At 67.3% G+C, this 26,827-nt stretch carries 26 protein-coding genes; 16 read left to right on the plus strand and 10 right to left on the minus strand.

Going from position 1 to position 26,827, the window contains the following annotated elements:
• Nucleotides 1-23 precede the first annotated feature (23 nt).
• Nucleotides 24-1,097, plus strand: coding sequence for a DUF4241 domain-containing protein (locus DFO63_RS03880; protein WP_119006470.1), 1,074 nt, complete (start codon nucleotides 24-26; stop codon nucleotides 1,095-1,097).
• Nucleotides 1,098-1,152: 55 nt separating this feature from the next.
• On the opposite strand, the gene DFO63_RS03885 is transcribed toward DFO63_RS03880, so the two are convergent.
• Nucleotides 1,153-2,145, minus strand: a complete 993-nt coding sequence (locus DFO63_RS03885; protein ID WP_005410175.1) for a LysR family transcriptional regulator — start codon at nucleotides 2,143-2,145, stop codon at nucleotides 1,153-1,155.
• Nucleotides 2,146-2,271: 126 nt separating this feature from the next.
• Between DFO63_RS03885 and DFO63_RS03890 the strand changes: the two genes are divergently transcribed.
• Together DFO63_RS03890 and DFO63_RS03895 are read left to right on the plus strand one after the other, a co-directional pair.
• Entirely contained in the window at nucleotides 2,272-2,859 is a 588-nt protein-coding gene (locus DFO63_RS03890) for an NAD(P)H-dependent oxidoreductase (protein WP_100442319.1), read from the plus strand.
• Nucleotides 2,860-2,995: 136 nt separating this feature from the next.
• Nucleotides 2,996-3,346, plus strand: a complete 351-nt coding sequence (locus DFO63_RS03895) for a ligand-binding protein SH3 (protein ID WP_119006471.1) — start codon at nucleotides 2,996-2,998, stop codon at nucleotides 3,344-3,346.
• A 175-nt stretch (nucleotides 3,347-3,521) separates the two neighbouring features.
• Here DFO63_RS03895 and serS read toward each other — a convergent pair whose 3' ends face one another.
• The gene (gene serS, locus DFO63_RS03900) at nucleotides 3,522-4,802 is read right to left on the minus strand and encodes a serine--tRNA ligase (protein ID WP_049443244.1); all 1,281 of its coding nucleotides are present in this window, start codon (nucleotides 4,800-4,802) and stop codon (nucleotides 3,522-3,524) included.
• A 113-nt stretch (nucleotides 4,803-4,915) separates the two neighbouring features.
• Between serS and DFO63_RS03905 the strand changes: the two genes are divergently transcribed.
• On the plus strand, nucleotides 4,916-5,554 hold the full coding sequence (locus DFO63_RS03905) for an energy transducer TonB (protein ID WP_042359252.1): 639 nt from the start codon (nucleotides 4,916-4,918) through the stop codon (nucleotides 5,552-5,554).
• Nucleotides 5,555-5,673: 119 nt separating this feature from the next.
• Complete coding sequence (locus tag DFO63_RS03910) at nucleotides 5,674-6,246, plus strand: energy transducer TonB (RefSeq protein WP_119006472.1); 573 nt, start codon at nucleotides 5,674-5,676, stop codon at nucleotides 6,244-6,246.
• Between the two features lie 158 nt (nucleotides 6,247-6,404).
• Here the strand turns inward: DFO63_RS03910 and aroA are convergent, their stop codons facing one another.
• The 4 genes from aroA to DFO63_RS03930 all read right to left on the minus strand — a co-directional run bounded on the left by aroA (nucleotide 6,405) and on the right by DFO63_RS03930 (nucleotide 11,126).
• Nucleotides 6,405-7,712 (minus strand): 3-phosphoshikimate 1-carboxyvinyltransferase, encoded by a 1,308-nt coding sequence (aroA, locus tag DFO63_RS03915; protein ID WP_101765738.1) that lies wholly within the window; start codon nucleotides 7,710-7,712, stop codon nucleotides 6,405-6,407.
• 76 nt (nucleotides 7,713-7,788) lie between these two features.
• Entirely contained in the window at nucleotides 7,789-8,988 is a 1,200-nt protein-coding gene (pheA, locus tag DFO63_RS03920) for a prephenate dehydratase (protein WP_049443241.1), read from the minus strand.
• 51 nt (nucleotides 8,989-9,039) lie between these two features.
• Nucleotides 9,040-10,125, minus strand: coding sequence for a 3-phosphoserine/phosphohydroxythreonine transaminase (gene serC / locus DFO63_RS03925; RefSeq protein ID WP_049443240.1), 1,086 nt, complete (start codon nucleotides 10,123-10,125; stop codon nucleotides 9,040-9,042).
• A gap of 194 nt (nucleotides 10,126-10,319) precedes the next feature.
• A complete protein-coding gene (locus tag DFO63_RS03930) occupies nucleotides 10,320-11,126 on the minus strand; it encodes an FHA domain-containing protein (protein WP_049443239.1) in 807 nt (268 codons plus the stop codon).
• Between the two features lie 125 nt (nucleotides 11,127-11,251).
• Between DFO63_RS03930 and DFO63_RS03935 the strand changes: the two genes are divergently transcribed.
• The 3 genes from DFO63_RS03935 (at nucleotide 11,252) to DFO63_RS03945 (ending at nucleotide 13,340) form a co-directional block, all read left to right on the plus strand.
• Nucleotides 11,252-11,527, plus strand: a complete 276-nt coding sequence (locus DFO63_RS03935; protein WP_005417302.1) for a polyhydroxyalkanoic acid system family protein — start codon at nucleotides 11,252-11,254, stop codon at nucleotides 11,525-11,527.
• A gap of 80 nt (nucleotides 11,528-11,607) precedes the next feature.
• Entirely contained in the window at nucleotides 11,608-12,099 is a 492-nt protein-coding gene (locus DFO63_RS03940; protein ID WP_014037692.1) for a phasin family protein, read from the plus strand.
• Nucleotides 12,100-12,335: 236 nt separating this feature from the next.
• Nucleotides 12,336-13,340, plus strand: a complete 1,005-nt coding sequence (locus DFO63_RS03945) for a restriction endonuclease (protein WP_119006473.1) — start codon at nucleotides 12,336-12,338, stop codon at nucleotides 13,338-13,340.
• A 181-nt stretch (nucleotides 13,341-13,521) separates the two neighbouring features.
• Here the strand turns inward: DFO63_RS03945 and DFO63_RS03950 are convergent, their stop codons facing one another.
• The 4 genes from DFO63_RS03950 to DFO63_RS03965 form a co-directional block, all read right to left on the minus strand.
• Nucleotides 13,522-13,914 carry a type II toxin-antitoxin system HicB family antitoxin gene (locus DFO63_RS03950; protein WP_049443237.1) on the minus strand — a complete coding sequence of 131 codons (393 nt, stop codon included), beginning with the start codon at nucleotides 13,912-13,914 and terminating at the stop codon, nucleotides 13,522-13,524.
• A gap of 8 nt (nucleotides 13,915-13,922) precedes the next feature.
• Nucleotides 13,923-14,105 carry a type II toxin-antitoxin system HicA family toxin gene (locus tag DFO63_RS03955; RefSeq protein ID WP_080347459.1) on the minus strand — a complete coding sequence of 61 codons (183 nt, stop codon included), beginning with the start codon at nucleotides 14,103-14,105 and terminating at the stop codon, nucleotides 13,923-13,925.
• Nucleotides 14,106-14,178: 73 nt separating this feature from the next.
• Complete coding sequence (gene hutC, locus DFO63_RS03960) at nucleotides 14,179-14,907, minus strand: histidine utilization repressor (protein WP_049422110.1); 729 nt, start codon at nucleotides 14,905-14,907, stop codon at nucleotides 14,179-14,181.
• Nucleotides 14,908-14,935: 28 nt separating this feature from the next.
• Entirely contained in the window at nucleotides 14,936-16,306 is a 1,371-nt protein-coding gene (locus DFO63_RS03965; protein WP_119006474.1) for a formimidoylglutamate deiminase, read from the minus strand.
• A gap of 67 nt (nucleotides 16,307-16,373) precedes the next feature.
• Between DFO63_RS03965 and hutI the strand changes: the two genes are divergently transcribed.
• The 8 genes from hutI to DFO63_RS04005 all read left to right on the plus strand — a co-directional run bounded on the left by hutI (nucleotide 16,374) and on the right by DFO63_RS04005 (nucleotide 26,826).
• Nucleotides 16,374-17,597 carry an imidazolonepropionase gene (gene hutI, locus DFO63_RS03970; RefSeq protein WP_119006982.1) on the plus strand — a complete coding sequence of 408 codons (1,224 nt, stop codon included), beginning with the start codon at nucleotides 16,374-16,376 and terminating at the stop codon, nucleotides 17,595-17,597.
• Nucleotides 17,594-19,135, plus strand: coding sequence for a histidine ammonia-lyase (gene hutH / locus DFO63_RS03975; protein ID WP_119006475.1), 1,542 nt, complete (start codon nucleotides 17,594-17,596; stop codon nucleotides 19,133-19,135). The genes hutI and hutH overlap by 4 nt, the downstream gene beginning before the upstream one ends.
• Nucleotides 19,132-19,986, plus strand: a complete 855-nt coding sequence (gene hutG, locus DFO63_RS03980) for an N-formylglutamate deformylase (RefSeq protein WP_119006476.1) — start codon at nucleotides 19,132-19,134, stop codon at nucleotides 19,984-19,986. The genes hutH and hutG overlap by 4 nt, the downstream gene beginning before the upstream one ends.
• Entirely contained in the window at nucleotides 19,983-21,650 is a 1,668-nt protein-coding gene (gene hutU, locus DFO63_RS03985; RefSeq protein WP_119006477.1) for a urocanate hydratase, read from the plus strand. The genes hutG and hutU overlap by 4 nt, the downstream gene beginning before the upstream one ends.
• Nucleotides 21,651-21,902: 252 nt before the next feature.
• Nucleotides 21,903-22,124 (plus strand): hypothetical protein, encoded by a 222-nt coding sequence (locus tag DFO63_RS03990; RefSeq protein ID WP_049443231.1) that lies wholly within the window; start codon nucleotides 21,903-21,905, stop codon nucleotides 22,122-22,124.
• A gap of 93 nt (nucleotides 22,125-22,217) precedes the next feature.
• Nucleotides 22,218-22,874 carry a hypothetical protein gene (locus tag DFO63_RS03995; protein ID WP_147416391.1) on the plus strand — a complete coding sequence of 219 codons (657 nt, stop codon included), beginning with the start codon at nucleotides 22,218-22,220 and terminating at the stop codon, nucleotides 22,872-22,874.
• A 273-nt stretch (nucleotides 22,875-23,147) separates the two neighbouring features.
• Complete coding sequence (locus tag DFO63_RS04000; protein ID WP_119006479.1) at nucleotides 23,148-24,584, plus strand: serine hydrolase domain-containing protein; 1,437 nt, start codon at nucleotides 23,148-23,150, stop codon at nucleotides 24,582-24,584.
• A 133-nt stretch (nucleotides 24,585-24,717) separates the two neighbouring features.
• Nucleotides 24,718-26,826, plus strand: a complete 2,109-nt coding sequence (locus DFO63_RS04005; RefSeq protein ID WP_119006480.1) for a TonB-dependent receptor — start codon at nucleotides 24,718-24,720, stop codon at nucleotides 26,824-26,826.
• Nucleotide 26,827 lies beyond the last annotated feature (1 nt).

The following is a 26,827-nucleotide window of genomic DNA, read 5'->3' on the forward strand; positions in this document are numbered from 1 at the left end:
CCTTCACCGCACTCGGAGCCGCCATGGCCCATCTCGATCTGGCCAACCTGCGCACCTGCCTGCTGGACGACACCCAGCTGGCCGCAGTGGCCCTGCACCGCACCTTCGCCGGGCACCTGCCGGTCAGCAGTGGGCAGCTGGTGGTCTGCGATCCGCTGGTCCAGGCCGAGGCGCCCGCGCTGGCCGACTACACCGCCCCGCTGGGCCGGCACCCGGTCGAGATCATCGTGCATAGCGGCCGCCCGGCGCTGGCCGTGGTCTGGTTCAAGCCGCGCCAGTTGCTCACCGCGTCCGCGCTGCACTGGCAGATGGCGCGCTGGACCACGCAGGACCTGACCGGCCTGGACGAGGACAGCTTCATCGGCTATCCGGTCGACGCCGGTATCGGTTGCTTCATGGACACCGACACCCAGCAGGCGCTGCTGGCCCTGATCGAACAGGCTGATGGCGACGAAGAGAGTGAATGGTCGGATGCACTGATCGACCACGATGGCCTGGATGAAGGCGCCGAGTACCGCCCCTGGGGCGAGGACTCGCCGCACGGCCTGGTGGTATTCACCAGCGGCTGGGGCGACGGTGTCTATCCCAGCTATTGGGCGCTGGATACGTCCGGCATTCCAGTCGCCCTGGTCACCGATTTCCTGTGCATCGAGGGCGGTGATGGGCGCGACGAGCGCGAGATTGCCGACCAGGCCTATCGCGACAACCTGCCGGCTGCGGAAGCCGAGGCGCTGGCGCGGCTGGTGGCCGCCGTGGAGCGCGATGACGCGGAGGCGCTGCGAGCCCTGCTGGTGGATGCGCCGCAGCGCGCCAACCAGATCGAACCGGGCTGTGGCGGCACCGCGCTCTTCGAGGCGATCCGCCTGGACCGTCCGCAGGCATTGCGTGTGCTGTTGCAGGGCGGCGCATTGCCGGCGATGCCCGAGCGCCTGCACATGAGCAAGGTGACCAGCTATCTGGACTATGCGCGCTTCCTGAAGAAGCCACGCAGCGCGGAGCTGATGGCGGTGCTGGAAGTGCCCGTCGTTGCAGCCGAACAGCCACCGGCCGCGCCGCGACGCCGTAGTTTCTGGGACCGGCTGTTCGGCCGGAACTGATCGGCGCCGGAATACAGCAACGCCGGGCATGGCCCGGCGTTGCCCTTCAGCGCTCTCAGCCGGCATCCACGGCCAGCGCACCCAGCGCGCTGGCCTTGATCCGCTCCTTGGCTTTTTCACAGGCGCCACCGCAATCCAGGCGCGAGGCCTCCAGCTGCGGCGGCAGGTGCTCGGCCAGGAAGTCGATGAACACGCGTACCGCCGGCAGCAGGCCGCGGCGCGAGGCGAACACGGCATGGCACACGCCCTGCGGCAGCGACCAGTCCGGCAGCACCACTTCCAGCTCGCCGTTGCGCACGGCGTCGGCGCAGACGGTTTCCGGCAGCATGGTGATGCCGAAGCCGTCCTTCACCATGCTCTGCAGCAGCGGGAAGTCGAAGCCGGCCACGCGCGGCTGCAGGTCGACCCGGCGCACTTCGCCTTCCGGGCCATGCAGCTCCCAGCGCTGGCGCGCTTCGTCTTCGCTGATGCTGAGGGTGACGTGCTGGGTCAGCTCTTCCGGGTCCTTGGGGCGGCCAGCGCGATCCAGGTACTTCGGGCTGGCCACCAGCAGTTCCTGCACCTGGCCGAAGCTGCGCATCACCAGGCTGCCGTCGTCGTCCAGGCGCGAACGCACGCGCAGGGCCACGTCGTAGCCTTCATTGATGATGTCCACGCGGCGGTTGCTGATGTTCAGCTGTAGCCGCACCTTCGGATACTGCTCGAGGAACTTGGGCAGCAGCTTGGGCAGCTGCATCTGTGCCAGCGACACCGGCACGCTGGCGCGCACCACACCGCGCGGTTCGGCGCTGAGGCGGTCCACCACTTCGCGTGCGGCCTGGGCCTCGGCCAGCATCGTCTGCGCATGGCGGTGCACGCTGGTGCCGACATCGGTGACCGCGAAACGGCGCGTGGAGCGCTGCAGCAGGCGCACGCCCAGGTCGGTTTCCAGCTGGCTGATGCGGCGGCTCAGTCGCGACTTGGGGATGCCCAAGGCGCGCTCGGCGGCGGCGAATCCGCCGTGGTCGACCACCATCGCGAAGTAGTACAGATCATTCAGGTCATGCATGCCCGAGTTCCATATCTAGAACAATACGTGGCATTCAACCACCTTTATCCCGCCTTTGCAACAACCTATCGTTCTCTCCGTCGGCGGGGCACCCCGCCCCTTCCTCCCAGAACATAGGTGACTGCCATGAAGCTTCTGCATCTCGACGCCAGCGTGCTTGGCGACAACTCCGTGTCCCGCCAGCTGTCGGCCGCCGTGGTCGCCCGCTTCACCGGCCAGATCGACGGCCTGCAGGTCGATTATCGCGATCTTGACGCCAATCCGGTACCGCATCTGCGCAGCAGCTCGCTGGCCAAGACCGATGCTGCCGAGGCGACCGATGCTGAACAGGTGATGCAGCAGTTCCTGGAGGCCGACATCGTGGTGATCGGCGCACCGATGTACAACTTCAGCATCCCTTCCACGCTGAAGGCCTGGATCGACCGCGTGGCCGTGGCCGGCCGCACCTTCAAGTACACCGAGAACGGCCCGGTGGGCCTGGCCGGTGGCAAGCGGGTGATCATCGCCAGCAGCCGCGGCGGCATCTACACCGACTCGCCGGCGGACTTCCAGGAGCCGTTCCTGCGCCAGGTGTTCGCCTTCATGGGCATCAACGAAGTCGAGTTCGTGCGCGCCGAAGGCATCGCCTACTCGCCGCAGCACCGTGAAGACGCCATTGCCGGCGCGCTTGCGGCACTCCCGTCGCACGAAGTGGCCGAAGCCGTCGCGGCGTAACGCGTTCCAACGTTCGGCGCCCCTCTCTCCTCGTCTGGGCGCTGAACGCGGGCCGGGATCCCCTCCCCCATCCCGGCCCACCCTGGCGGCCCCGCTTTGCGGGGCCGTTTTTTTGTGGGCGCGCTACGCTGGGGCCATGGACTACATCGTGACGGCTGCGCACCGCAGCGAATTTCCACATCCGATCACCCTGCGCCGCGGCCAGGCGCTGGTGGTGGGCGAACGCCATGAAGGCCCGGAGGGCTGGGACGACTGGTTTCTGTGCGAAGCCGAGGGGCAGCAGCCCGGTTTCGTGCCGGCGCCGGTGATCGGTCGCGATGCGCAGGGGGGCGCGTTTGCCACGGAGGATTACTGCGCGCGGGAGCTGGATGTGGATCCTGGGCAGGTGCTGCGCGGGGTGCGCACGCTCAATGGCTGGGCGTGGTGCTTGCCGGGAACCGGCAAACCGGGATGGGTGCCGTTGGAGAAGCTGCGGGCTGTGGAGTGATCGCGGTGGTTCATCCACGCATGGCGTGGATCTACCGGGTCATCGGTGAATTCATGCCGGGCCCGTGCAACACCCTTCGGTGAATTCATGCCGGGCGCGTGCAACATCCTCCAGTAGATCCACGCCATGCGTGGATGCGGTGCCATGCAGGCATGGCACCCACCCGATCAGGGAATCAGGCGATGGTTTCCAGGCCACCCATGTACGGGCGCAGGGCCTCCGGCACGGTGATGCTGCCGTCGGCGTTCTGGTAGTTCTCCATCACCGCGATCATCGCGCGGCCAACGGCCACGCCCGAGCCGTTCAGCGTGTGCGCCAGCTCCGGCTTGCCGGTGGCCGGGTTGCGCCAGCGGGCCTGCATGCGGCGGGCCTGGAAGTCACCACAGTTCGAGCACGAGGAGATCTCGCGGTAGGTCTCCTGCGACGGCAGCCAGACTTCCAGGTCGTAGGTCTTGATGGCCGAGAAGCCCATGTCGCCGGTGCACAGCAGCACCTTGCGGTACGGCAGGCCCAGCTTTTCCAGCACCACTTCGGCGCAGCGGGTCATGCGCTGGTGTTCGGCATCGCTGTCTTCCGGGCGGCTGATCGAGACCAGCTCGACCTTCTCGAACTGGTGTTGGCGGATCATGCCGCGCACGTCGCGGCCACCGCTGCCGGCCTCGGCGCGGAAGCACATCGAGTGGGCGGTCATGCGCAGCGGCAGGCGCTCGGCGTCAACGATCTCGTCGCGCACGATGTTGGTCAGCGGCACTTCCGAGGTCGGGATCAGGTAACGCGTGGAATCACCCACGGCGGTCTTGAACAGGTCGTCCTCGAACTTCGGCAGCTGGCTGGTACCGCGCAGCGAGTCTGCGTTGACCAGCAGCGGCACGTTGGTTTCCTCGTAGCCGTGCTCGCCGGTGTGCAGGTCGACCATGAACTGGGCCAGGGCGCGGTGCAGGCGCGCGATCGGGCCGCGCAGCACGGTGAAGCGCGAACCGGACAGCTTGGCCGCGGTCTCGCCGTCCAGCCAGCCGTTGCGGGCGCCCAGTTCAACGTGGTCGAGCACCTTGAAATCGAACTGGCGCGGGGTTCCCCAGCGCGCCTGCTCGACGTTGTCGTTCTCGTCGGCACCGGCCGGCACGTCTTCGGCCGGCAGGTTCGGAATGCCCATCGAGATCGCTTCGATCTTCTCGCGCAGCTCGTCCAGCGCCACTTCCGAAGCCTTCAGCTCGTCGGCGAAGGCAGCGACCTCGGCCATGATGGCCGAAACGTCCTCGCCCTTGGCCTTGGCCTGGCCGATGGCCTTGGAACGGCTGTTGCGCAGGCTCTGCAGCTCCTGGGTCCGCACCTGGATGCGCTTGCGATCAGCCTCCAAAGACTCCAGGGCAGACACGTCGAGCTCGAAGCCGCGGCTGGTGCGCAGGCGTTCGGCGAGGTCGGCGGGCTGGTGGCGGAGCAGGGCTGGATCAAGCATGGCAGGTGTCGTGGTGGGTATCAGGGATGGGATTATCGCTTGTTATACGGATTTCTGCCGCCCGGTTCATTCCTGGCGTGGCAGAATCGGGCTATTCCGTACTGGTCCGGTCCATGTCTGCACCCCGCTCGTCGTCCGCCAAGTCGTTCACTGTGCATATCCCGCGCAACGCCCTGAAGATCGCCGGCATCGCCTTCGGCGTGGGCGTGCTGCTGTTCGTGCTGGTCTGGTTGACCGGCCGCGACAAGGAGTTCTTCCGTGCCGACCCGGCCGCGCAGACCCCGCAGGAGACCGCGCAGGTGGAACCGCTGCCGGAACCGCTGGCCGCAGCCGCAGGCTCCAGCGACATGCCCGACGCCAAGCCGGCCCCGGTAGAGGACGACGCCCCGAAGCTGGTCGAAACCGCCCCGCCACCGCCCGCGCCCATCGCTGAACCGGCCCCGGCCGCGCCGACCCCTGCACCGGCCGCCACCGGCAACAGCCAGCCGATGCCGATTGCCGGCCAGTCGCCGCCGCCGGCTTACCCGGCCGCCGCGCTGCGCGCCGGCGAGACCGGCAGCGTGGTGGTGCGCGTGGACGTGGATGCCACCGGCTACCCGAACAATGCCACCGTGATCCAGCGCAGCGGATCACGCGAGCTCGACCGTGCCGCCACCGACGCCGTGCGCCGCTGGCGCTTCACCCCGGCACAGAGCAACGGCCAGGCCGTACCGGGCAGCATTGAAGTGCCGTTCGACTTCAAGACCCAGTAACTGAACGTTTCCCGGCAGGCAAACTGAACCCTGCCGGTCGCGTTGACGCAACGCTGACACTTCCCGCCACTGGCCCGCGCAACACTCTCCCCGTCGTCCATTGACGGAAGGAGTTTGCGATGACCGCCACCACCCACGAAGACCTTCATTCGCCGCAACTGCGGCAGGAAGCCAGCGAACAGCACAAGCCCACGTCGCCCTGGATGTGGATCGCGCTGATCGTGGCGATGTTTGCCGCCGCCCTGCTCTGGCTGCGTCATTCCAACCAGGAAGACGTGGCGCCGGCACCGGTCGGCGAGCGCATGCTGCCCGCCCCCGAGCAGGCGCCGGTCGCCGACGTGCAGGCGCCCGCTGCCCGCCAGGCCGCACCGGTCAGCAGCCAGCACAAAGCCGCCCCTGCGGTACGCAATCGCGAGGCGCGCCCGCTGGCAGGCAACAGCAAGCCGACCTACCCCGCTGCAGCGCTGCGCAACGGCGTGCAGGGCAGCGTGATCGCCAGCCTGAATGTCGATACCCGTGGCCAGGTGACCAATGCCGCGATTGTTTCGCGCAGCGGCGAGCGCAGCCGTGACCTGGATCGTGCGGTGCTGAGCGCCGTGCAGAACTGGAAGTTCCAGCCGGCGATGCATGAAGGCCGTGCAGTGGCCAGTGTGGTGCGGGTTCCGGTGGATTTCCGTACCGAACAGCGTTGATCGCGGACGAGGGGTTCGTGATGTTTAGACGGAGGCTTCGGCCTCCGTCCTTTTATGCGGAGACGCGTGCCAACCAAGGTTGGCACCTACCGGGTGATATGGGCCTGCCAACCAAGGTTGGCACCTACCGAGTTGCGTCATCCGCCGGGCGCGGCCTTTCAGGCCAGGTTGAATCCTGCGCTTCGGGCAAGGCCATCGAAGTCCGGGAAGGACGTGGCGACGTTGGCGATGTCGTTGATGCGCACCTCGCCGTCACTGATCTGGCCGGCGATGGCGAATGCCATGGCGATACGATGGTCACCGTGGCTTTCGATGGTGCCGCTGCCCAGGCGGACGCCGCCGTGCAGGGTGGCGCCGTCTTCGGTTTCGTCCACCTGCATGCCCAGCGCACGCAGGCCGGTGGCCATCGCCGCAAGGCGATCGGATTCCTTCACCCGCAGTTCGGCCGCACCGGTCACCACGGTCTGGCCTTCGGCGGCGGCGGCAGCCACGAACAGCGCCGGGAACTCGTCGATCATGTCCGGCACCAGTGCTTCCGGAATGCGCGCGCCCTTCAGCGGTGCGTAGCGCACCACCAGATCGGCCACCGGTTCACCGCCCTGCTCGGCCGGATTCTCTTCGGTGATGTCCGCCCCCATCAGGCGCAGCGCGTGCAGCAGGCCGGTGCGGCGCGGGTTCAGGCCAACCTGCTTCAGGCGCAGCTCGGAACCGGGAATGATGCTGGCGGCCACCAGATAGAACGCAGCCGAGGAGAAGTCAGCCGGCACCACGATATCCGTGGCACGCAGGCGCTGGCCACCACGCAGGCGCGCCTTGCCCGGCGAGAATTCGATGTCCACGCCGAACGCCGACAACATGCGTTCGGTGTAATCGCGGGTCGGGTGCGGTTCCAGCACGCTGGTTTCGCCCTGCGCATACAGGCCGGCCAGCAGCACCGCCGACTTGATCTGCGCGCTGGCCACCGGCGAGGCGAAGTCGATGCCGTGCAACGATTGCCCGCCATGCACGTGCAGCGGCGGCGTGCCATCGCTCTCCGTATCGATCTTCGCGCCCATCTGCGACAGCGGGCCGGTCACGCGGCGCATCGGGCGGCCGGACAGCGACTCGTCGCCGATCAGCGTGCAGTCGAACGCCTGGCCCGCCAGCAACCCGGCCAGCAGACGCATGCCGGTACCGGCATTGCCGCAGTCCAGCGGTGCATCCGGTGCTTTCAGGCCGTCCATACCCACACCATGCACGATGCGCTGCGACGGGCTGGGGGTCTCGATGCGCACGCCCAACTGGCTGAAGATGCGCGCGGTGGCACGAGTGTCTTCGCCTTCCAGGAAGCCTTCGATATGCGAGGTGCCATCGGCCAGCGCGGCGAACATCACCGAGCGGTGAGAGACCGACTTGTCGCCGGGAATGGTCAGGCTGCCCTGCAGCGGCTGGCCCTTGCGGGCGATCCAGTGTTGCGCGTTGCTCATCGTTCGATCGTTCCGTAAACGCCGGCAGCGCCGGCGATGCATCAGGGAGCGGCGGCCATGGCCGCCACAGCAGCACTCAGGGCACGGCCACCGGATAGGAGCCCAGCACCTTGATCTGCGCCGAGTGCGCTTCGAGTTCTGCCAGCGCGGCCTGCATCGGCGCGTCGTCGATGTGGCCGGCCAGATCGATGAAGAAGCCGTATTCCCACTTGCCGTGGTGCGACGGCCGCGACTCGATGCGGTTCATGCTGATGCCGTGGCGGGCGAACGGGCTGAGCACGTCGAACAGCGCACCGGGCTTGTCATGGATGAACACCAGCACCGAGGTGCGGTCGTGGCCGGAAGTCGGGAAGATGTTGCGGCCCACCACCAGGAAGCGGGTGGTGTTGTCGGCATCGTTCTGGATCGGCTTGGTGACCACCTTCTTCAGGCCGTACACATGGCCGGCGCTCTCGCCGCCGATGGCCGCTGCGTCATCGGCGTTGCGCGCACGACGTGCACCCTCGGCATTGCTCGAGACCGGAATCTTCTCGGCCTTCGGCAGGTTGGCGCGCAGCCATGCCGAGGTCTGCATGAACGACTGCGGATGCGCGTAGATGCGCTCGATGTCCTCGATGCGGCCGCTGCGCGACATCAGGTACTGCTGCACGCGCAGTTCCACTTCGCCACAGATCTTCAGGTTGGAGGTCAGGAACATGTCCAGGGTGATCTGGATGGTGCCCTGCCCCGAATTCTCCACCGGCACCACGCCGAAATCGGCGTTGCCCGCTTCCACTTCCTGGAACACTTCCTCGATGCTGGCCATCGGCAGGCCCAGCGCGGAGCGGCCGAAGTGCTTGAGCACCGCCTGCTGGCTGAAGGTGCCTTCCGGGCCGAGGTAGCCGATCTTCAGCGGTTCCTGCTGGGCCAGGCAGGCCGACATGATCTCGCGGTAGACGTGCACCAGCAGCTCATCGCTGAGCGGGCCTTCGTTGCGGTCCACCACCATGCGCAGCACCTGCGCTTCGCGCTCGGGGCGGTAGTAGTCGACGGCCGCGGCGAGCTTGCCCTTGGCCTTGCCGACCTGGTGGGCGAAACGCGCGCGCTCGGCGATCAGGCTCTGGATGTCGCGGTCGATCTGGTCGATCTTCGAGCGCACATCGGCCAGCGCCAGCGGCGCCAGGGTGGGTGCCGGGTTCGAGGCGGCCTTGGCCTTGCCCTTCGCCTTGGTGGGCGCGCTGCCCTTGGCCGGTTCGGCCTTCTTCGGCGCCTTCTTGCTGGATTTGCTGCTTGCCATCGGAATTCCTTGTTGCGGGGCCCGCACCCGACGGTGCGCGCCGTTCATTGCTCAACCGTGACGCTGCTGGAAATCGGCCATGAAGGCGACCAGCGCCTCGGCCCCGGCCAGCGGCATGGCGTTGTACAGCGAGGCACGGATGCCCCCGACCACCTTGTGCCCCTTCAGCGCCAGCAGGCCGGCGGCCTTGGCTTCGGCGACGAAGCGGGCATCAAGCTCGGCATCGGGCAGGAAGAACGGGATGTTCATCCGCGAACGGGCCGCGTGTGCGACCTCGTTGCGGTAGAAGCCGCCGGAACCATCGATGGCGCCGTATACCAGCGCGGCCTTGGCGGCATTGCGCCTGGCGAATTCGGCCACGCCGCCTTCGGCCAGCATCCACTTGAACACCAGGCCGGCCAGGTACCAGTTCCAGGTCGGCGGGGTGTTGAGCATCGAATCGCGGGCGACATGCGAGCGGTAATCGAAGATGTCCGCGCGTGGCTGGCCACTACGCTCGAGCAGGTCGCGGCGGATGATCATCACCGCGATGCCGACCGGGCCCAGGTTCTTCTGCGCGCCGGCATAGATCACACCGTAGCGGCGCACGTCCAGCGGCTCGCTGGCGATGGACGAGCTGAAGTCGGCGATCAGCGGGACGTTGCCAGTGTCGGGCACATCACGGAACTCGACGCCGTGGATGGTCTCGTTGGCGGTGATGTGCACGTAGGCGGCATCGGGTGACAGCTGCCAGTCGGCACGTGCCGGCAGCTCGCGGTAGCCATTGGCTTCGCTGCTGGCGGCAATGTTGACGTCCACGTAGACACCGGCCTGCTTGACCGCGGTCTTGCCCCAGTGGCCACTGACCACATAGTCGGCGCGCTGGCCGGGGGCGGCGAAGTTGAGCGGGATCAGCGCCTGCTGGGTGGTGGCACCACCGGACAGGAACAGCACCGCATAGTCTTCGGGGATGTCGAGGAGGCGACGCAGGTCGGCCTCGGCCTCGGCGGCCACGGACATGAATTCCGCACCGCGATGGCTCATTTCCACGATCGAGGCGCCGGTACCGTGCCAGTCCAGCATTTCCGCCTGCGCCTGGCGCAGGACCGATTCCGGCAAGGTCGCAGGGCCGGCACTGAAGTTGAACGCGCGCGTCATGTCACACCTGTGGGGCAAGACCCCTAGTATGCCGCAGTGCACCAGCCTTGCGGCCTAGTGCGGCAAGGGAAATTTGGTTTCATTGGAATCCATCGGCGACACGACGGGGGAGTGCCGGCCGCTGGCCGGCAACCTCAGCGATACAGGGCAGCGGCTGCCGGCCAGCGGCCGGCACTACCATCACCGCGCGGCCGTCAGCGCGCGCCGAACCAGAGCAGCAGGCTGAGCAGCGCGGCCAGCAGCAGTGCGCTGACCAGCAGCCACGGCCAGCGCCGGACCCTGCGGGGCGCGGTCGGCAGCACCGGCGCCTGCTCGGCCTCGTGGCTGGCGTCGTCCTCGGCGGGCAGCGGCCGCCGGCGCGGATCATGCGGCACTTCCAGCACGAACCGGTGCTGACCATCGAACACCACCTGGTCGCCGGCCTGCAGCCAGCAGTGGCGCACGGCCACGCCGTTGACCCGGGTACCGTCGGCACTGCCCAGGTCGCGCAGCAGCACGCGCTCGCCGTGCACTTCCACGCGGGCGTGCTGTTCGGCGAAGGCCGGGTCATCGATGGCGATGTCGGCCTCGTTGCCGCGGCCGATCAGGCGGGCCCGCGACAGGGTGAAGCTACGGCCATGGTGCAGGCCGCCGACGCCGCGCAGCAGTCGTTGCTGCTCGTCGCTGCCATCCTCGTTCTTCGGCGCAGGCGCCTGCAGCAGGCTCTCGACTTCGCCCTGCAGCACCATCTCCACGCCATCCACGTACACCGCGTCGCCCGCGCGCAGCAGGGCCATCCGGCGCACGGGGCGACCGTTGACGTGGATGCCGCGGATGCCATTGCCGACCTGCAGCCAGAGGCCGCGATCGTCCATGCAGAACTGGGCCAGCAACAGGGCGCCGTTGCCGGCATCGCCGAGCCGCACGCTGCCGTTGGCCTGGCGCACGATGCGCTGCACCCCGGGCCGCAGGGGCTGGTCGGGCTGTTGTTGTTGACTGAAGTGAACAAGCAGGTTCTGCACGCGGCGCAGCCTAGCAGGTTGGCCGCCAACGAAGAAGAACCTGCGATGAGTGCTTGGCGCGGCGGCCCGCGATGCGCACAATGCTCGCCCTCTTTGATCATCCCCGCCCTGCGCCAGGAGCCTGCATGTCCACCATCGATGTCCGCCACGCCCACGCCCTGCCCGACGCACAGGCGCGCGCCGCGATCGAACAGGTCGCTGCCAAGCTGTCCGAGCGCTTCGGCCTGAAGTCGTCCTGGACCGCCGACGTCCTGAACTTCTCCGGCAGCGGCGTGGACGGTGCGATCGAACTGCAGCCGGGCGCCGTGCGCGTGACCGCCAAGCTGGGGTTCCTGCTGTCGGCGATGAAGGGCATGGTCGAAGGCGAGATCCAGCGCGTGCTGAAGGAAAAGCTGGGCTGAACCCCGGCGGCGGCCGTCACGGCCGTGCAACGCCAACGCGCGCTACTCTCGGGTCAGGCCCAACTCCGACGGGAAGTGCGATGAACCACTACGAGAACGACGACCGCCGCAACGACGACGCCTCTTTCGGTGACCAGGCCGAGCGCTTCTCGCGCAAGCTCAGCGATTCGGCACAGCAGGTCTGGCTGGCCGGGCTGGGCGCTCTGGGCCGCGCGCAGGCCGAGGGCAGCCGCTTCTTCGACGGCCTGGTGAAGGAAGGCGAAGCCTGGGAAGCGCGCCGCCGTGAGCGCAATGGCGAACAGGGCCCGGGCTGGCGTGACAACGTCGAAACGTCGCTGGACGAGGCCCGCGAGAAAGCTTCCGGCACCTGGAACAAGGTCGAGAAGGCCTTTGATGACCAGGTGCAGGGCGTGCTCAAGCGCCTGCATGTCCCCACCGCTGACGAAGTGACCGCGCTGGAAGCCCGCATCGATGCCCTGCACGCGCGCCTGGCCAAGCTGGAAACGCGCGCCGCGTCCGGCACCGACGCCCCTGCGCCGGGCAGCCATCAATCGCCGGACAGCGTGCCCTGAGTCCAATTGTTGCAATGCAATAAAAATTGATTGACAATCGCGAGCAACCCGCCAATCGCTTCGGCTGCCGTTTGTTCCCTCCCCTCACGGCTTCAGGATTGGCGGGTTTTTCGTGCCCGCCGTGCGCCGATCTGCGCGCTCCATCACGCTTCCTGTCAGGAACATCCTGACCCAGCCGGGCACCGCGACCTTTACACTGTCGTTCTCCGCTTTCGCCCCTTCCGCCCTACTCCTGCATGCTCCCTTGGATCCTGGCCCTGCTGTCGGCCCTGCTTACCTGTTCCCTGGCCGTTGTCTATCTGTGGTGGATCAAGCGGCGGCAGAAGGAGATGCAACTCGGCCTGCAGGCTCTGGCCGGCATGCACTGGCGCGAATTCTCGGTACTGGTCAAGCGCATGCTGCGCGAACAGCGTGGCCTGCGTGAGCTGATCGATCCGACCGAAGATGCCCGCGAGCCGAGCAGCGACTTCTTGCTCAGCGATGGCCCCAATCAATGGCTGGTGTCGTGCAAGCACGGCCTGGCCTACCGCATCGGCACCGCCGCAGTGAACGAGCTGGGTGCGGCCGCGCGCCTGGCCGGCGCCAAGGGCGGCGTGCTGCTGACCGAAGGCCGGATCGAGCGCGACGGCCGTGGCGCCGCCGAAAAGCAGGCCGTTGAAGTGCTGGACGGCCCCCGCCTGTGGCCGCTGCTGCAGCCCTACCTGCCCGGCGATATCGAAGCGCGCGTGCGTGCCAGCGCCCGGCATGAGGCACTGCGCCGCACTGCCATCGCCGCACTGGGTTCGGTCACGCTGGGGCTGCTGGTCGGCCTGGGCCTGCAGGGCTTGCATGTGGAAGAGGCCGCGCCGGTTGCTGCGGCGCCGGTGGTGGCAGCACCTTCGGCCGCGCCAGCCGCCGAACCTGCCCCGATCGAAGCCGTCCCTGCGGCCGCCCCTGCTCCCGAAACTGCCGTCGCCCCGGCGGCCGACGCGCGCAGCAATCCCAACCCGGATGCCGCCACGCTGGAGCGCTTCCAGGCCGATCTGGCCCGCGCACTGGCCGGCAAGCCCGGCATCGCCAGCGGCGTCTGGCTGACCCGCCAGACCCTGGCGATCAACCGCACCGGCGAACTGGAAGCGGTGTGGCCGCGGGTCTGCGAGGAAGTGCTGCACTACCCCGCCCTGCGCAACGTGCGCATCCAGCTCAACGCCCGCCCCGGCGTGGATGAGCCCGTACGCTGGCGACAGTGCGCTACGTATTGATGAGGCAGCATCCACGCATGGCGTGGGTGTACCGGGGGTTCGCACGCATCGCGTAATCCCAACCGGGATTCAGTAGATCCACGCCACGCGTGGATGCCCCTGTAGCGTCGAGCCACGCTCGACTCATCGCGCAACGCGCGAGCAGCAGCCGAGCATGGGCTCGGCTCTACATGGCGCCTGCTCAGCCCAATGCAGCCAGATGGGCGATGTAGCTTGAACGCGATTCACCCGCCGCTCTGGCCTGCGCATCCAGCTTCGCCAGGATCCGGCGTGGCAGGCTGATGTTGACCCGCTCGATGGTGTCGTCCAACAGCGCCGGATCAATGCAGATGTAGGCGAGAATCCAGCGGGTGCCCTTTGATGCCTCGGCGGCGATTTTCTGGGGTGCGGAAGGCGTCGGAATCGAGCGTCCGTCATCCAGGGCCGCGTCGATCCAGGCGAGCGCCGCCTCTTCCGCAGCACTGAGCGCATCATCAAGCGTGTCGGCCGCCGAGAAGCACCCCGGCAGATCCGGAACGACGACGCCCCATGCGGTGCGTTCATCGCCTGCCTCGATCAAGACTGGATATCGCATGGGACCTCCTACGTCAGCCCTGCGAGCTTCCGCAACGCCAGCAGCAGCCCCTTCCCCAGATCCTTCCTTGGATGAGTCACGGTGATGATGTGAGGGCACTGCGGGTGCACGAATACATGATGGGATCCGCGAATCCGTCGACAGGTCCAACCCGCCGCTTCCAGTTCCCGGATGAGGTCCCTTCTCTTCATGCAGGGACGATACACATCGTACACACGCCCCGACAGAGTTCAAGGCGACAGTGCCTGCTGAGCGAACCGGCCCCTACCGCGCGCCCGGCGCGAAGCGCGCGACCAGGTCCCAGGCGTCGCCGAGGAACACCTGGCGCACGCGGGTAATGGGTTGCTCACCGCGCCAGGTCAGGCGCTCGATCACCAGGCAGGCGGTGCCGGGCTTCACGTCCAGCAGTTTGGCGGTGGCGGTGTCAGCACCCCAGGCACTGATGCGGTGCTGGGCACGGGTCCACGAGACATTCTGCAGCAGCCAGCTGCCCGGCGCGGTGGTACTGAAATCGACCTCCAGCACCTCGGGCACGCCCACCGGGCTGATCAGGCGATGCTCCAGTGCCAGCGGGCGACCGTCGGCCAGGTGCAGGCAGCGCATCGCCAGCAGCATTTCGCTGCCGGCCAGTTCGACTTCGCCAGCATTGCCGGCATCGGCCAGCCGCAGGTCGCGCTGCAGCAGGCGATACGCGTACTGATGACCGCGTGAGCCGACTTCCATCGCGATATCGGGAATCTCCAGCGCCACCTGCTCCAGGTGCGGGGGCTGCCGCGCCACGAACGAGCCGGCGCGACGGCGGCGCTCGATCATGCCGCTCTCGGCCAGTGCGGTCAGCACCTTGTTCACGGTCATCCGCGAGCAGCCGTACTGTTCCATCAGCTCGTGCTCGTACGGAATACGGAACCCCGGCGCCCACTCTCCGCTGAGGATGCGGCTTTCCAGATCGCTGCGGATACGCTGGTTGAGCGTGGCGGACTTGCTGGCCTTCACGTAATGGGGTCTCGATGGCGGGAGGCGATCAGCCCAGCACGCCGCGCAGGGCGGCAGCGAAGGCGCTGGTGATCGCCTCGCGCTGCAGGTGGCGGCCGTCGGCCACGCACTGGCGGCCATGACGCCAGACCGATCGCAGCGCGCCATTACGTGCGGCGAACACCCAGCTGTCAAGCCATGCGTCGTCCTGTCGCGCCTGCAACGCCGGGTGCGAAGCATCCAGCTCGACCAGGTCGGCACTGGCGCCGACCTGCAGGCCGGCAGCCACGCCCAGCGCCTGTGCGCCGCCCTGCAATGCACCTTCGAACAGGAAACGGCCGGTGCTGCGGGTGGCATCCGGGGCCAGCACATTGCGCCCGCGCAGAGTCAGCCGCTGACCGTACTCAAGCAGGCGCAGTTCTTCGGCCGCATCGATCAGCACATTGGAATCGGAACCGACACCGAAGCGACCGCCCTCGCGCGCGAACGCCTGCATCGGGAACAGGCCGTCGCCCAGGTTGGCCTCGGTGATCGGGCACAGGCCGGCCACGGCCCGGCTGGCCACAACGGCCGCGCGCTCGTCATCGGTGATGTGGGTGGCATGCACCAGGCACCAGCGCGCATCCACCGGCGCATGGTTGTACAGCCACTGCACCGGGCGCTGGCCGCTCCAGGCCAGGCAGGCCTCCACTTCGCGCACCTGTTCGGCGATGTGGATGTGCACCGGGCCGTCGGTCAGCGGCAGCAACGCACTCAGTTCCTCGCCGGTGACCGCACGCAGGCTGTGCGGTGCGATGCCGAGCACCGCATCGGGCAGCGCGGCCAATGACGGCTTGGCGGCGTCCAGCAGCTGCGCGAAGCCGTCCACGTCGTGGATCAGCCGTCGCTGCGCAGGGTTTGGCGCCGCCCCGCCGAAATCGGCATGCGCATAGAACACCGGCAGCAGGGTCAGGCCGATGCCGGTCTGGTCGGCCGCCGCCGCAACCCGCGCACTCATCTCGGCGCGGTTGGCATAGGCGCGGCCGTCGGCGTCGTGGTGCAGGTAATGGAACTCGCCGACGCGGGTGAAGCCGCTTTCCAGCATTTCCATGTAGGCCTGGGCGGCAATGGCCTGCACCGCGTCCGGGCGCAGGTGGGCCAGGAAGCGGTACATCAGCTCGCGCCAGCTCCAGAAGCTGTCACCGTCGCCGCCGCCGATCTCGGTCAGCCCGGCCATGCCGCGCTGGAAGGCATGGCTGTGCAGGTTGGGCAGGCCCGGCACCAGGATGCCAACGCGAGTGTCGCCCGCCTGCGCGCCCTGCCCCGTGCTGATCGCCGTGATGCGACCGTCCTGCACCTGCAGGCGGACATCGCGGGCCCAGCCGTCGGCCAGCAGGGCGTGGGCGGCATGGAAACAGTGCGGGGAACGCGAATCGGACATGGCTGGACAACCCGAAATGGACGCCTATATTGTATAGACATATAAGCACAGCCGCGTTGTGGATGCCATGCACGTCGATACCCTCTGGTCCAACGTCCACCTGATCACCCTCGACGGCGACGGCCTGGGCGTCATCCGCGATGGCGTGCTGGCCTGCGCCGACGGACGCATCGTCCACGTCGGCACCGCCGGCAGCGATGCCCACCTGCAACCGACCACCCGCATCGACGGCGAAGGCCGCTGGATCTCGCCGGGCCTGATCGACTGCCACACCCATCTGGTCTACGCCGGCAACCGCGCCAACGAATTCGAGCAGCGCCTGCAGGGCGTCAGTTATGCCGAGATCGCCCGTGCCGGCGGCGGCATCGTCTCCACTGTGCGCGCCACCCGCGCCGCCACACCGGAACAGCTGGCCCGTGAAAGCCGGCCGCGCCTGCTGGCGATGCGCGCCGAGGGCGTGACCACCCTCGAGATCAAGTCCGGCTACGGCCTGACCCTGCCCGACGAACGCAAGCAGCTGCAGGTGGCGCGTGCGCTGGGCGAGGAATGCCGGGTCAACGTGGTGACCACCTTCCTCGGTGCACACGCGATTCCACCGGGCCGCCAAGCACAGGAGTACACCGATGAGGTGTGCGAGGTGATGATTCCGGCCATCGCCGCCGAAGGCCTGGCCGAAGCGGTGGACGTGTTCTGCGAGAACATCGCGTTCTCGCCGGCACAGGCGCGGCAGGTCTTCGAAGCGGCACGCGCCAACGGGCTGGCGGTGAAGATCCACGCCGAGCAGCTGAGCAACCAGCATGGCGCCGAACTGGCCGCCAGCTTCGGTGCACTGTCGGCCGACCATATCGAACATCTGGACGATGCCGGCATTGCCGCGATGGCGGCGGCCGGCACCGTCGCCGTGCTGCTGCCCGGTGCCTTCTATTTCACCCGCGATACCACTCTGCCGCCGATTGCGGCGCTGCGCGCGGCCGGCGTGCCACTGGCGCTGGCCACCGACAGCAACCCCGGCACCTCACCACTGACCAGCCCGCTGCTGGCGATGAACATGGGCGCCACCCTGTTCCGCCTGACCGTGGACGAGTGCATCGCCGGCTTCACCCGTGAAGCGGCGCGCGCACTGGGCCATGGCGACCGAATCGGCCGCCTGGCCGTGGGCCTGGACTGCGACCTGGCGATCTGGGACATCGACGCCCCCGCCGACCTGGTCTATCGCATTGGATTCAACCCGCTGCACGCGCGCGTGGTGCGCGGGCAGCCCGACCTGCCTGCCTCCTGGAGCAACACATGAGCAACACCCTGGTTCTTCGCCCCGGCCATGTCACTCTCGCCCAGTGGCGGCAGGTCTATCGCGGTGCGCCGCTTGCACTGGACCCGGCCGCGTTGCCGGTGGTGCGCGCCAGTGCGGCGGCCGTCGCCGCCATCGTCGCCAAGGGCGCGCCGGTCTATGGCATCAACACCGGCTTCGGCAAGCTGGCCAGCGTGCGCATCGAGCGCGAAGACCTGACCACCCTGCAGCGGAACATCGTGCTCTCGCATGCTGCCGGAGTGGGCGAGCCGATGCCGGCCAGCGTAGTGCGCCTGATGATGGCGCTGAAGCTGGTCAGCCTGGCGCAGGGTGCTTCGGGCATCCGCGAGGAAACCCTGCTGCTGCTGGAAGCGATGCTGGTCAAGGGCGTGCTGCCGGTGGTGCCCGCGCAGGGCTCGGTGGGTGCCTCGGGTGACCTTGCGCCGCTCTCGCACCTGGCCAGCGTGATGCTGGGCGTGGGCGAAGCCTTCATCGGTGACGAGCGCCTGCCGGCGGTCGATGCGCTGGGACGTGCCGGCCTGCAACCGATCGAGCTGGGCGCGAAGGAAGGCCTGGCACTGCTCAACGGCACCCAGTTCTCCACCGCCTATGCGCTGGCGGGCCTGTTCGAGATCGAGACCGTGTTCCAGGCCGCGCTGGTCACCGGTGCGCTGTCGGTGGAAGCGGCCAAGGGCTCGGATACCCCGTTCGACCCGCGCATCCATGCCATCCGCGGCCAGCGCGGGCAGATCGCCACTGCGGCCACGCTGCGCACGTTGATGCAGGGCTCGGACATCCGCGAATCGCATCGTGACAACGACGTGCGCGTGCAGGACCCGTACTGCCTGCGCTGCCAGCCGCAGGTGATGGGCGCAGCGCTGGACATCCTGCGCCAGGCCGCGACCACGCTGGAAATCGAAGCCAACGGCGTGTCCGACAATCCGCTGGTGTTCACCGATACCGGCGAAGCACTGTCCGGCGGCAACTTCCACGCCGAGCCGGTGGCCTTCGCCGCCGACATGCTGGCGATGGCGGTGTGCGAGATCGGTTCGATCAGCGAGCGCCGCCTGGCGATGCTGGTGGACCCGGCGCTGTCCGGCCTGCCGGCGTTCCTGACCCCGCGCCCGGGCCTGAATTCCGGCTTCATGATCCCGCAGGTGACCGCCGCCGCGCTGGTCTCGGAAAACAAGCAGCGCGCCTACCCGGCCAGTGTCGATTCGATTCCGACCTCGGCCAACCAGGAAGACCATGTGTCGATGGCCGCGCACGGTGCGCGCCGCCTGATGCAGATGGCCGAGAACGCCGCCAACGTGATCGGAATCGAGCTGCTGGCCGCTGCGCAGGGCTGCGACTTCCACGCCCCGCTGCGCTCCAGCACCGCGCTGGAAGCCGTGCGCGCCACCCTGCGCGCGCAGGTGCCGACGCTGGAAGAAGACCGCTACTTCCATCCGGACATGGTGACCGCCACGAACCTGGTGCGCAGCGGCGCGCTGGCGCAGGGCCTTGCCGATCTGTTGCCGACTGTGGAACCACAGGCATGAAGACCCATCCCGAATGGCTGACGGTGCACGAAGGCGATGCCCCGTTGATCGTCAGCTTCCCGCATACCGGCAGCGAGCTGCCGCACGACCTGATCGGCGACTACCACTCGCCATGGCTGGCCCGTCGCGACGCCGACTGGTGGGTGCACGAACTGTACGATTTCGTGCGCGGCATGGGCGCGACCACGGTGCGCTCGGCGATCTCGCGCTCGGTGATCGACCTCAACCGCGATCCCAGCGGCGTGTCGCTGTACCCGGGCCAGAACACCACCGGCCTGTGCCCGCTGACCACCTTCGACAACCAGCCGCTGTACCATGCCGGGCGCGAACCGGATGACGCGGAAATCGCCCGTCGCCGCGACACGTATTTCCTGCCCTACCACGATGCGCTGGCTGCACAGATCGCGCGCCTGCGTGCGAAGTTCGGCACTGTCGTGGTGTACGACGCGCATTCGATCCGCTCGCACATTCCGCACCTGTTCGACGGTGAACTGCCGCAGTTCAACCTGGGCACCGCCGGTCCCTCCGGTGCGCCGGACACGTCCTGCGACAACGCGTTGAGCGATGTGGTGGAGAACCTGCTGAAGATCAGTGGCATGAGCCAGGTGCGCAACGGCCGCTTCAAGGGCGGCTGGATCACCCGCCACTACAGCAACGTGGCCGGCGGCGTGCACAGCCTGCAAATGGAACTGGCCTGCCGCGGCTACATGCACGAACCCCTGCCGGACCAGGTGGACGAACACAGCTGGCCCACCCCGCTCGACCCCGACCACGCCGCACCACTGCGCCACACCCTGGCGCAGGTGCTCAATGCCTGCCTTGAATTCGCAACGAACCGGAGCGCCGCATGACCCGCAACGACCCGCCCCGCACCATTGCCGCGCCGACCGGCACCACGCTCAACGCCAAGAGCTGGCTGACCGAAGCGCCGCTGCGCATGCTGATGAACAACCTGCACCCGGACGTGGCCGAACGGCCGCAGGAACTGGTGGTGTACGGCGGCATCGGCCGCGCCGCGCGCGACTGGGAAAGCTTCGATGCGATCGTCGAGACGCTCAAGCGCCTGGACGACGACCAGACCCTGCTGGTGCAGTCGGGCAAGCCGGTGGGCGTGTTCCGCACCCATGCCGATGCGCCGCGCGTGCTGATCGCCAATTCCAACCTGGTGCCGCGCTGGGCCAACTGGGACCACTTCAACGAACTGGATAGGAAGGGCCTGGCCATGTATGGCCAGATGACCGCCGGCAGCTGGATCTACATCGGTGCGCAGGGCATCGTGCAGGGCACCTACGAGACCTTCGTGGAGATGGGACGCCAGCACTTCGGTGGCGACCTGACCGGGAAGTGGCTGTTCACCGGCGGCCTCGGCGGCATGGGCGGCGCGCAGCCGCTGGCCGCCGTGATGGCCGGCGCCTCCTGCCTGGCCGTCGAGTGCCGCAAGAGCAGCATCGACATGCGCCTGCGCACCGGCTACCTGGATACCTGGACCGACAACCTGGACGAAGCGCTGCGCCTGATCGACGAGTCGTGCAAAGCGGGCACGCCGAAGTCGGTGGGCCTGCTCGGCAACGTTGCCGATGTGTTGGCTGAACTGCTCAAGCGCGGCGTGAAGCCGGACCTGCTGACCGACCAGACCTCCGCGCACGATCCGGTGAACGGCTACCTGCCGCAGGGCTGGACCGTCGAGCAGTGGGACGAGAAGCGTGTGAGTGCACCGAAGGAAGTGGAGAAGGCCGCGCGCGCGTCGATGGCCAACCATATCCGCGCCATGCTCGGCTTCCACGCGCTGGGCGTGCCGACCGTGGACTACGGCAACAACCTGCGGCAGATGGCACTGGAAGAAGGCGTGGAGAACGCGTTCGACTTCCCCGGTTTCGTACCGGCCTACATCCGCCCGCTGTTCTGCCGCGGCATCGGCCCGTTCCGCTGGGCCGCACTGAGCGGCGACCCGGAAGACATCGCCAAGACCGATGCCAAGGTGAAGGAACTGATTCCGGACAACCCGCACCTGCACCGCTGGCTGGACATGGCCGCCGAGAAGATCAAGTTCCAGGGCCTGCCGGCACGCATCTGTTGGGTCGGTCTGGGCGACCGCGATCGCCTGGGCCTGGCCTTCAATGAAATGGTGGCGAACGGTGAACTGAAGGCACCGGTGGTGATCGGCCGTGACCACCTGGACAGCGGCAGCGTGGCGTCGCCGAACCGCGAGACCGAGGCAATGGCCGATGGTTCCGATGCCGTGTCCGACTGGCCGCTGCTGAACGCCCTGCTCAACACCGCCAGCGGCGCGACCTGGGTGTCGCTGCACCACGGCGGCGGCGTCGGCATGGGCTTCTCGCAGCACGCCGGCATGGTGATCGTGTGCGATGGCACCGAGGCAGCGGCGAAGCGGATTGGCCGCGTGCTGTGGAACGACCCGGCCACCGGCGTGATGCGCCATGCCGATGCAGGCTATGAGATCGCGATTGATTGCGCGAAGGAAAAGGGGCTGGATCTACCGGGAATCCTGGGCTGACAGGTCAGCGACCAGCGCGCACATATTCCGGTGCCATCAGGGCAATGCGCGGTAGTGTCCCCGATTCACCGGCGCGCATGCCATGAGAGAGGCTTACGCCAGCTTCGGTGGCATCACACCTAAAGTTGCGCGCTGCCCTGCCGATACCGGAGGTCAACAAGGAATGTTGCCCTCCGGCCTGTTTACTCGGTCCAGTGCCCATATGGGCTCATTCCTTTCTGATGAACTCTTCTGCTGAAAGGAATCCACTGTATGGCTCACGAAATCACCATGGATCTTGCCACCAAGTTCGTCCTGCACAAGGACGTCGAACTTGCTGTCAGGAAAGATGGAAAGCTGCTCGGTACCGCCCTGATCAGCAAAGGCAACATCGAATGGGTGCCCGCAGGCAATTCGGTGAACAAGAAGCGGCTGAGCTGGGCCAGGTTCGCCGAGCTGATGCAGGACCAGGGCAAGGATGTGAAGATCAAGTAGATCGATCGCGGATTGCCACTTCGCCCTGCGACGGAGTCTCAGTGCCAGGACTTCGTCTGAATCCCGTTCTGCACCATCGAGATGTTCTCTCCAATGAGCGTTCTTCAACGTCTGCTACTTGTCGCCGCCTGCATTGCGGTCGCCGGGCCTGCGAGCGCAGCAAACCAGATCAGCACAAAGATCCCAAACGAGACCCGGATCAGCCCGCTCGTTATTCTGGATGCGAACAATGAGGGTTCCTGCGCACTGCCCTCGCCGGATGAGCGTCGCCGCACTCCCTACTTCCCTGATCTCAGGCAGCGTTGCAGCATCCTTGCACGAGCCCTGTTCGCATCACTCATTACCCGCGGCTTCGACGCGAAAATGGAATCCTTCACGCCTGATGCGCCCATCGGCTACAAGGAGTATTACGCCGCGTTCGCTGAGTGGAAGCAAGGCGTAATTGAAAAGTACCCCGATCGGTACGTGCTGACTTACCACGGACTGGTGGACGAGAGAAAACAAAGCTACCTGGTGATGAATCTGTCCGGACCAGGCGACGGCGAACGCCCGCTGCTTGGCACGATAGAGCTCAGCAAGGACCAGATGTGGACCGTTACCAAGCTCGGCGATATGAACTTCATTGGCCCGACCCCGTTGCCGCGCCTCATCGAGCTGCTGAGCAACACCCTGGAGGAGCGCTGTCCGACCCGCGGGTTCATGCGTAACTGCTATGGCCGTGGCTGGCTCATGGACAAGAACCCCAGGTAAGCCCTACGCCACCATCGATAGGGTGCCGGCCACCGACCGGCATCACCGCCATCAGGAAATACAGGAAACCACGCACAGCACGCCTTTCATGGCCGCTGCGGACCTGCATGCAACACTCGACTGCCGCCACACCCTCCATCCGGGTATACCCGCATGATCCCGTGCGGCACGAGGCCCATCTGCTCATGCATGCGTGGTCCATCGAACAGGGCCCGCTTGACCCCACCTGCAGCCGTGACCAACATGCGCCATCACCGCTGATGGATCACCGCGATGTACCGCACCCTTGCTGCCGCATTGCTCTGCGCCCTCTTCGCCGTTCCGATCGCTTCGGCGCGTGAGTCCCCCGGCGATCTTTCCAATCAGCTCGACACCCAACTGCAGGCCAACCGCGAGCGCTACGGCATCGCCGGCCAAGCGGTGCTGGTCGCGCACAATGGCCAGGTGCTCTACCAGGGCGCCAGCGGTGAGCGCGATCCGGCCACCCATGCACCGGCCACCGTCGATTCCATTTTCGCCGCGCAATCGATGGCCAAGCTGCTGACCAGCACGCTGGTGATGCAATTGGTGGACCAGGGCAAGGTGGATCTTGACGCGCCGGCCAGCCGTTATGTTCCGGACCTTCCGGCTGCTTGGCAGGCGATCCACGTACGCGATTTCCTCAACCACAGCTCGGGTATCGGCGAGTACTACAACCGGGTGGACAATCGCTGGGTGAGCAAGGGCTACACCGGTGTGGCGCCCGACCTTGCAGCTGCGCTGAAGGTGGCTGCGGCGGCGCCGACGCAGTTCGCCACCGGCAGCCGCGTGATGTACACGCAGGCCAACTACCTGGTGCTGACGGCGTTGCTGCAAGCGCACTACCGCAAGCCCTACCCGGCCATCGCGCGCGAACGCATTCTGCAACCGCTGAAGATGACCAGCACCTCATGGGGCGCAGCCAGCGTGCCGTCGCAGCGCGCAGCGGTGCCTTACATCGGCAAGGACGGCCAGCTGCAGCCGGCCAATGAAGACCCCTGGCCGGACTACGGCTGGGGCCACGCCGACCTGCAGACCACCGTGGGTGACATGAACCGTTTCCTGCAGGCGCTGGCGACCGGCAAGCTGCTGCGCACGGCGACCCTGGAAAAACTCTGGCAGCCGCAGAAACTGGCCGGCGGCGGCAGCAATTTCTTCTCCACGGGCTGGGACACCACCCGCAGCGACGGCTACACCCAGGTCGGCCACGATGGTGGCACCCGTGTACGTGCGCGGCTGGCGTACAAGGGCACCCTGGCCAGCGGCTACTGGGTGTTCGTGTACCTGACCAACGGCAGCGCCCGCAATGTGTGGTCGAGCACGCTGGTGGAGAGCACGATGGCGGTCGCCGCGCCGCAGGAGTTTCCGCATGCGGTGCTGTCCGAGCGGCTGATCGCCTATGCGCTGGATGACAGCGCTGGCGCGGCCGAAGCAGTGCATCGCTGGCTGCGCGACAGCAACAGGGTTGCTGCCAGTGAACTGGAACGCGCGATCAATGCCGATGGTTACGCGATCCGCGAAAGTCTCGGCGCACGCAAGGCAGTGAAGGTGTTCGCGCTCAACACCGAGCTGTATCCGGATTCGGCCAACGCGTGGGACAGCCTGGCCGAATGCCATGCAGCACTGGGTGAGAAGGAAGCAGCTGATCGGCTGTATGCGAAGGCCAAGGCGCTGGCGAAGCCCTCGCCATAGATATTGCTGTAGAGCCAAGCATGGGCTCGGCGCTACATGGATGTTGCGGGCAGCCCATACGCGGGCGGTGGGTGACGCGGGGCCGCCGAACTGTTAACTTGCGCGCCACTTTCGTGGTTTACAGCATTTCCGCATGTCGCTCTCGCCGTACCGCCCCACCCCGTCGCTGTTGTTCCTGGCCGTTTCCCTCGGCCTCGCCACTACCGCCCACGCCGCCCCGCAGGCCACCACCCTCGATGCGGTGCGGGTCACTGCTGCCGATGCCAGCGCCCAGGCGCGCGAGGCGCTGAAGCGCGTACCCGGCGCCAGCAACGTCATCGACGTGGCCAAGGCCGACAGCCGCTTGTCCAGCAGTGCCGATGTGCTGGCCTACCAACCGGGCATCAGCGCGCAGTCGCCGGGTAATGAGGGCACCAAGATTTCGATCCGTGGCTCGGGCATCAACCGGGGCCCGGGCGCGCATGCCTCGGGTATTGCGGTGTCGATCGACGGTTTGCCGCTGACCGGCCCGGGCGGTACGCCCTATGAGCTGCTGGAACCGCTGTGGCTGTCCCGCGTGGAAGTACTGCGCGGCGCCAACGGTTTCGAGCGTGGCGCGCTGGCGCTGGGCGGTGCCATCGACTACGTCAGCCGCAGCGGCCGTGATTCGGCGGGCGTGCAGCTGCACTACGAAGCCGGCAGCCGTGGCTACCAGAAGCGCGGCATCAGCTGGGGCGGCGTCAGTGGCGATGTCGATTACTTCCTGGCCTACACCGATACCGAGTTCGATGGCTATCAGCGCCATGCGCGCGGCGACGGCAAGGGCGCAATGGCCAACATCGGCTGGCAGATCACGCCCGACCTGCAGACGCGCTTCTTCGTGCGTTACCGCGAAACCAATCACGAAACACCCGGTCGCCTGACCCGCGACCAGATCCGCAACGACCCGCATGCGGCCAACCCGGCCAACCTGGCCATCGATGCACGTCGCCCGCAGCCCGGCAGCACGTGGGTGGGCAACGTCACCACGCTGCAGATCGATGAGGATTCCTCGCTGCAGGCGGGACTGGTCTATCACAAGTACCCGATGGACTTGAACGAGAGCCTGTACCGCCAGCAGCTGGACTACGCCAACCTCAACGCCACGCTGGACTACCGCCACCGGCACCGCCTGTTCGGCCTGGACAGCGAAACCGCGGTCGGCCTGCGCGTCACCCATGACCTGGATGCCGATGTGCGCGAGTCGCTGCGTTTTGCCAGCAACGGCTATGCCGCCGGCACGCGCACACGTGACTTCCGCCACCACGGCACCGACAGCACGCTGCACGTCAGCAATACCCTCGCCTTCAATGACCGCCTGCGCATGCAGACCGGGCTGGCACTGATCAACACCCGCCGCGATGTGCAGGTGACCTGGCCGAGCAGCGGCGGCCGCCTGCGCGACCACGACTGGGACTACGCGCCGCGACTGGGCTTCACTTGGCAGCACAGCGCGCAGACCCAGTGGTTCGGCAACCTCAGCCGTTCGGTGGAGGCGCCGCACCCGTGGTCGATGATCTGGGGCTCGAACCAGTACTTCGGGCCGGGCAATGGCCCGTCCAGCGGCCGCCAGCGCGCGCCGGTGCCGATGCAGAACCAGACCGCCACCACGCTGGAACTGGGCGCGCGCGGTGACGCGGCGCTGGGTCGCTGGGAACTGACCGGCTACTACGCGCACGTGAACCACGAACTGCTGAGCGTCGAACTGCAGCCGGTGCCGAACCTGTTCATCGCCGAGAACAACGCCAGCCCCACCGTTCACCGCGGCATCGAATCCGGCTTGGACAGCACGCTGTGGCAGTCTGCGCCGGGCCGCCTGTCGCTGCGCCAGGCGTACACCTTCAGCGACTTCCGTTATCGCCACGATGCGCGTTTCGGCAGCAACCGCCTGCCCGGCCTGCCGCGCCACGCCTACCAGGCCGAGCTGCGCTTCGATCACGCGTCCGGCCTGTACGCCGCGCTCAATACCGAATACGCCTCGCGCATCGCCGTCGACTACGCCAACAGCTACTGGGCCGACAGCCATGTGATCTTCGGCAGCCGCATCGGCTACGACGCACCCGGCGGTCGCTGGCAGGCCTGGGCGGAGATGCGCAACATCGGCAACCGCCACTACGCCGCCACGGTCACACCGGGCTACGACGATGCCGGCAGGGATGTCGCCCGCTCGACGCCGGGCGAAGGTCGTGGCGTCTACGCAGGTGTGCGCTGGCGCTTTGATTGAT

The sequence above is a fragment of the Stenotrophomonas sp. AG209 genome (genome assembly GCF_003550055.1).
Taxonomy (GTDB): Bacteria; Pseudomonadota; Gammaproteobacteria; order Xanthomonadales; family Xanthomonadaceae; genus Stenotrophomonas.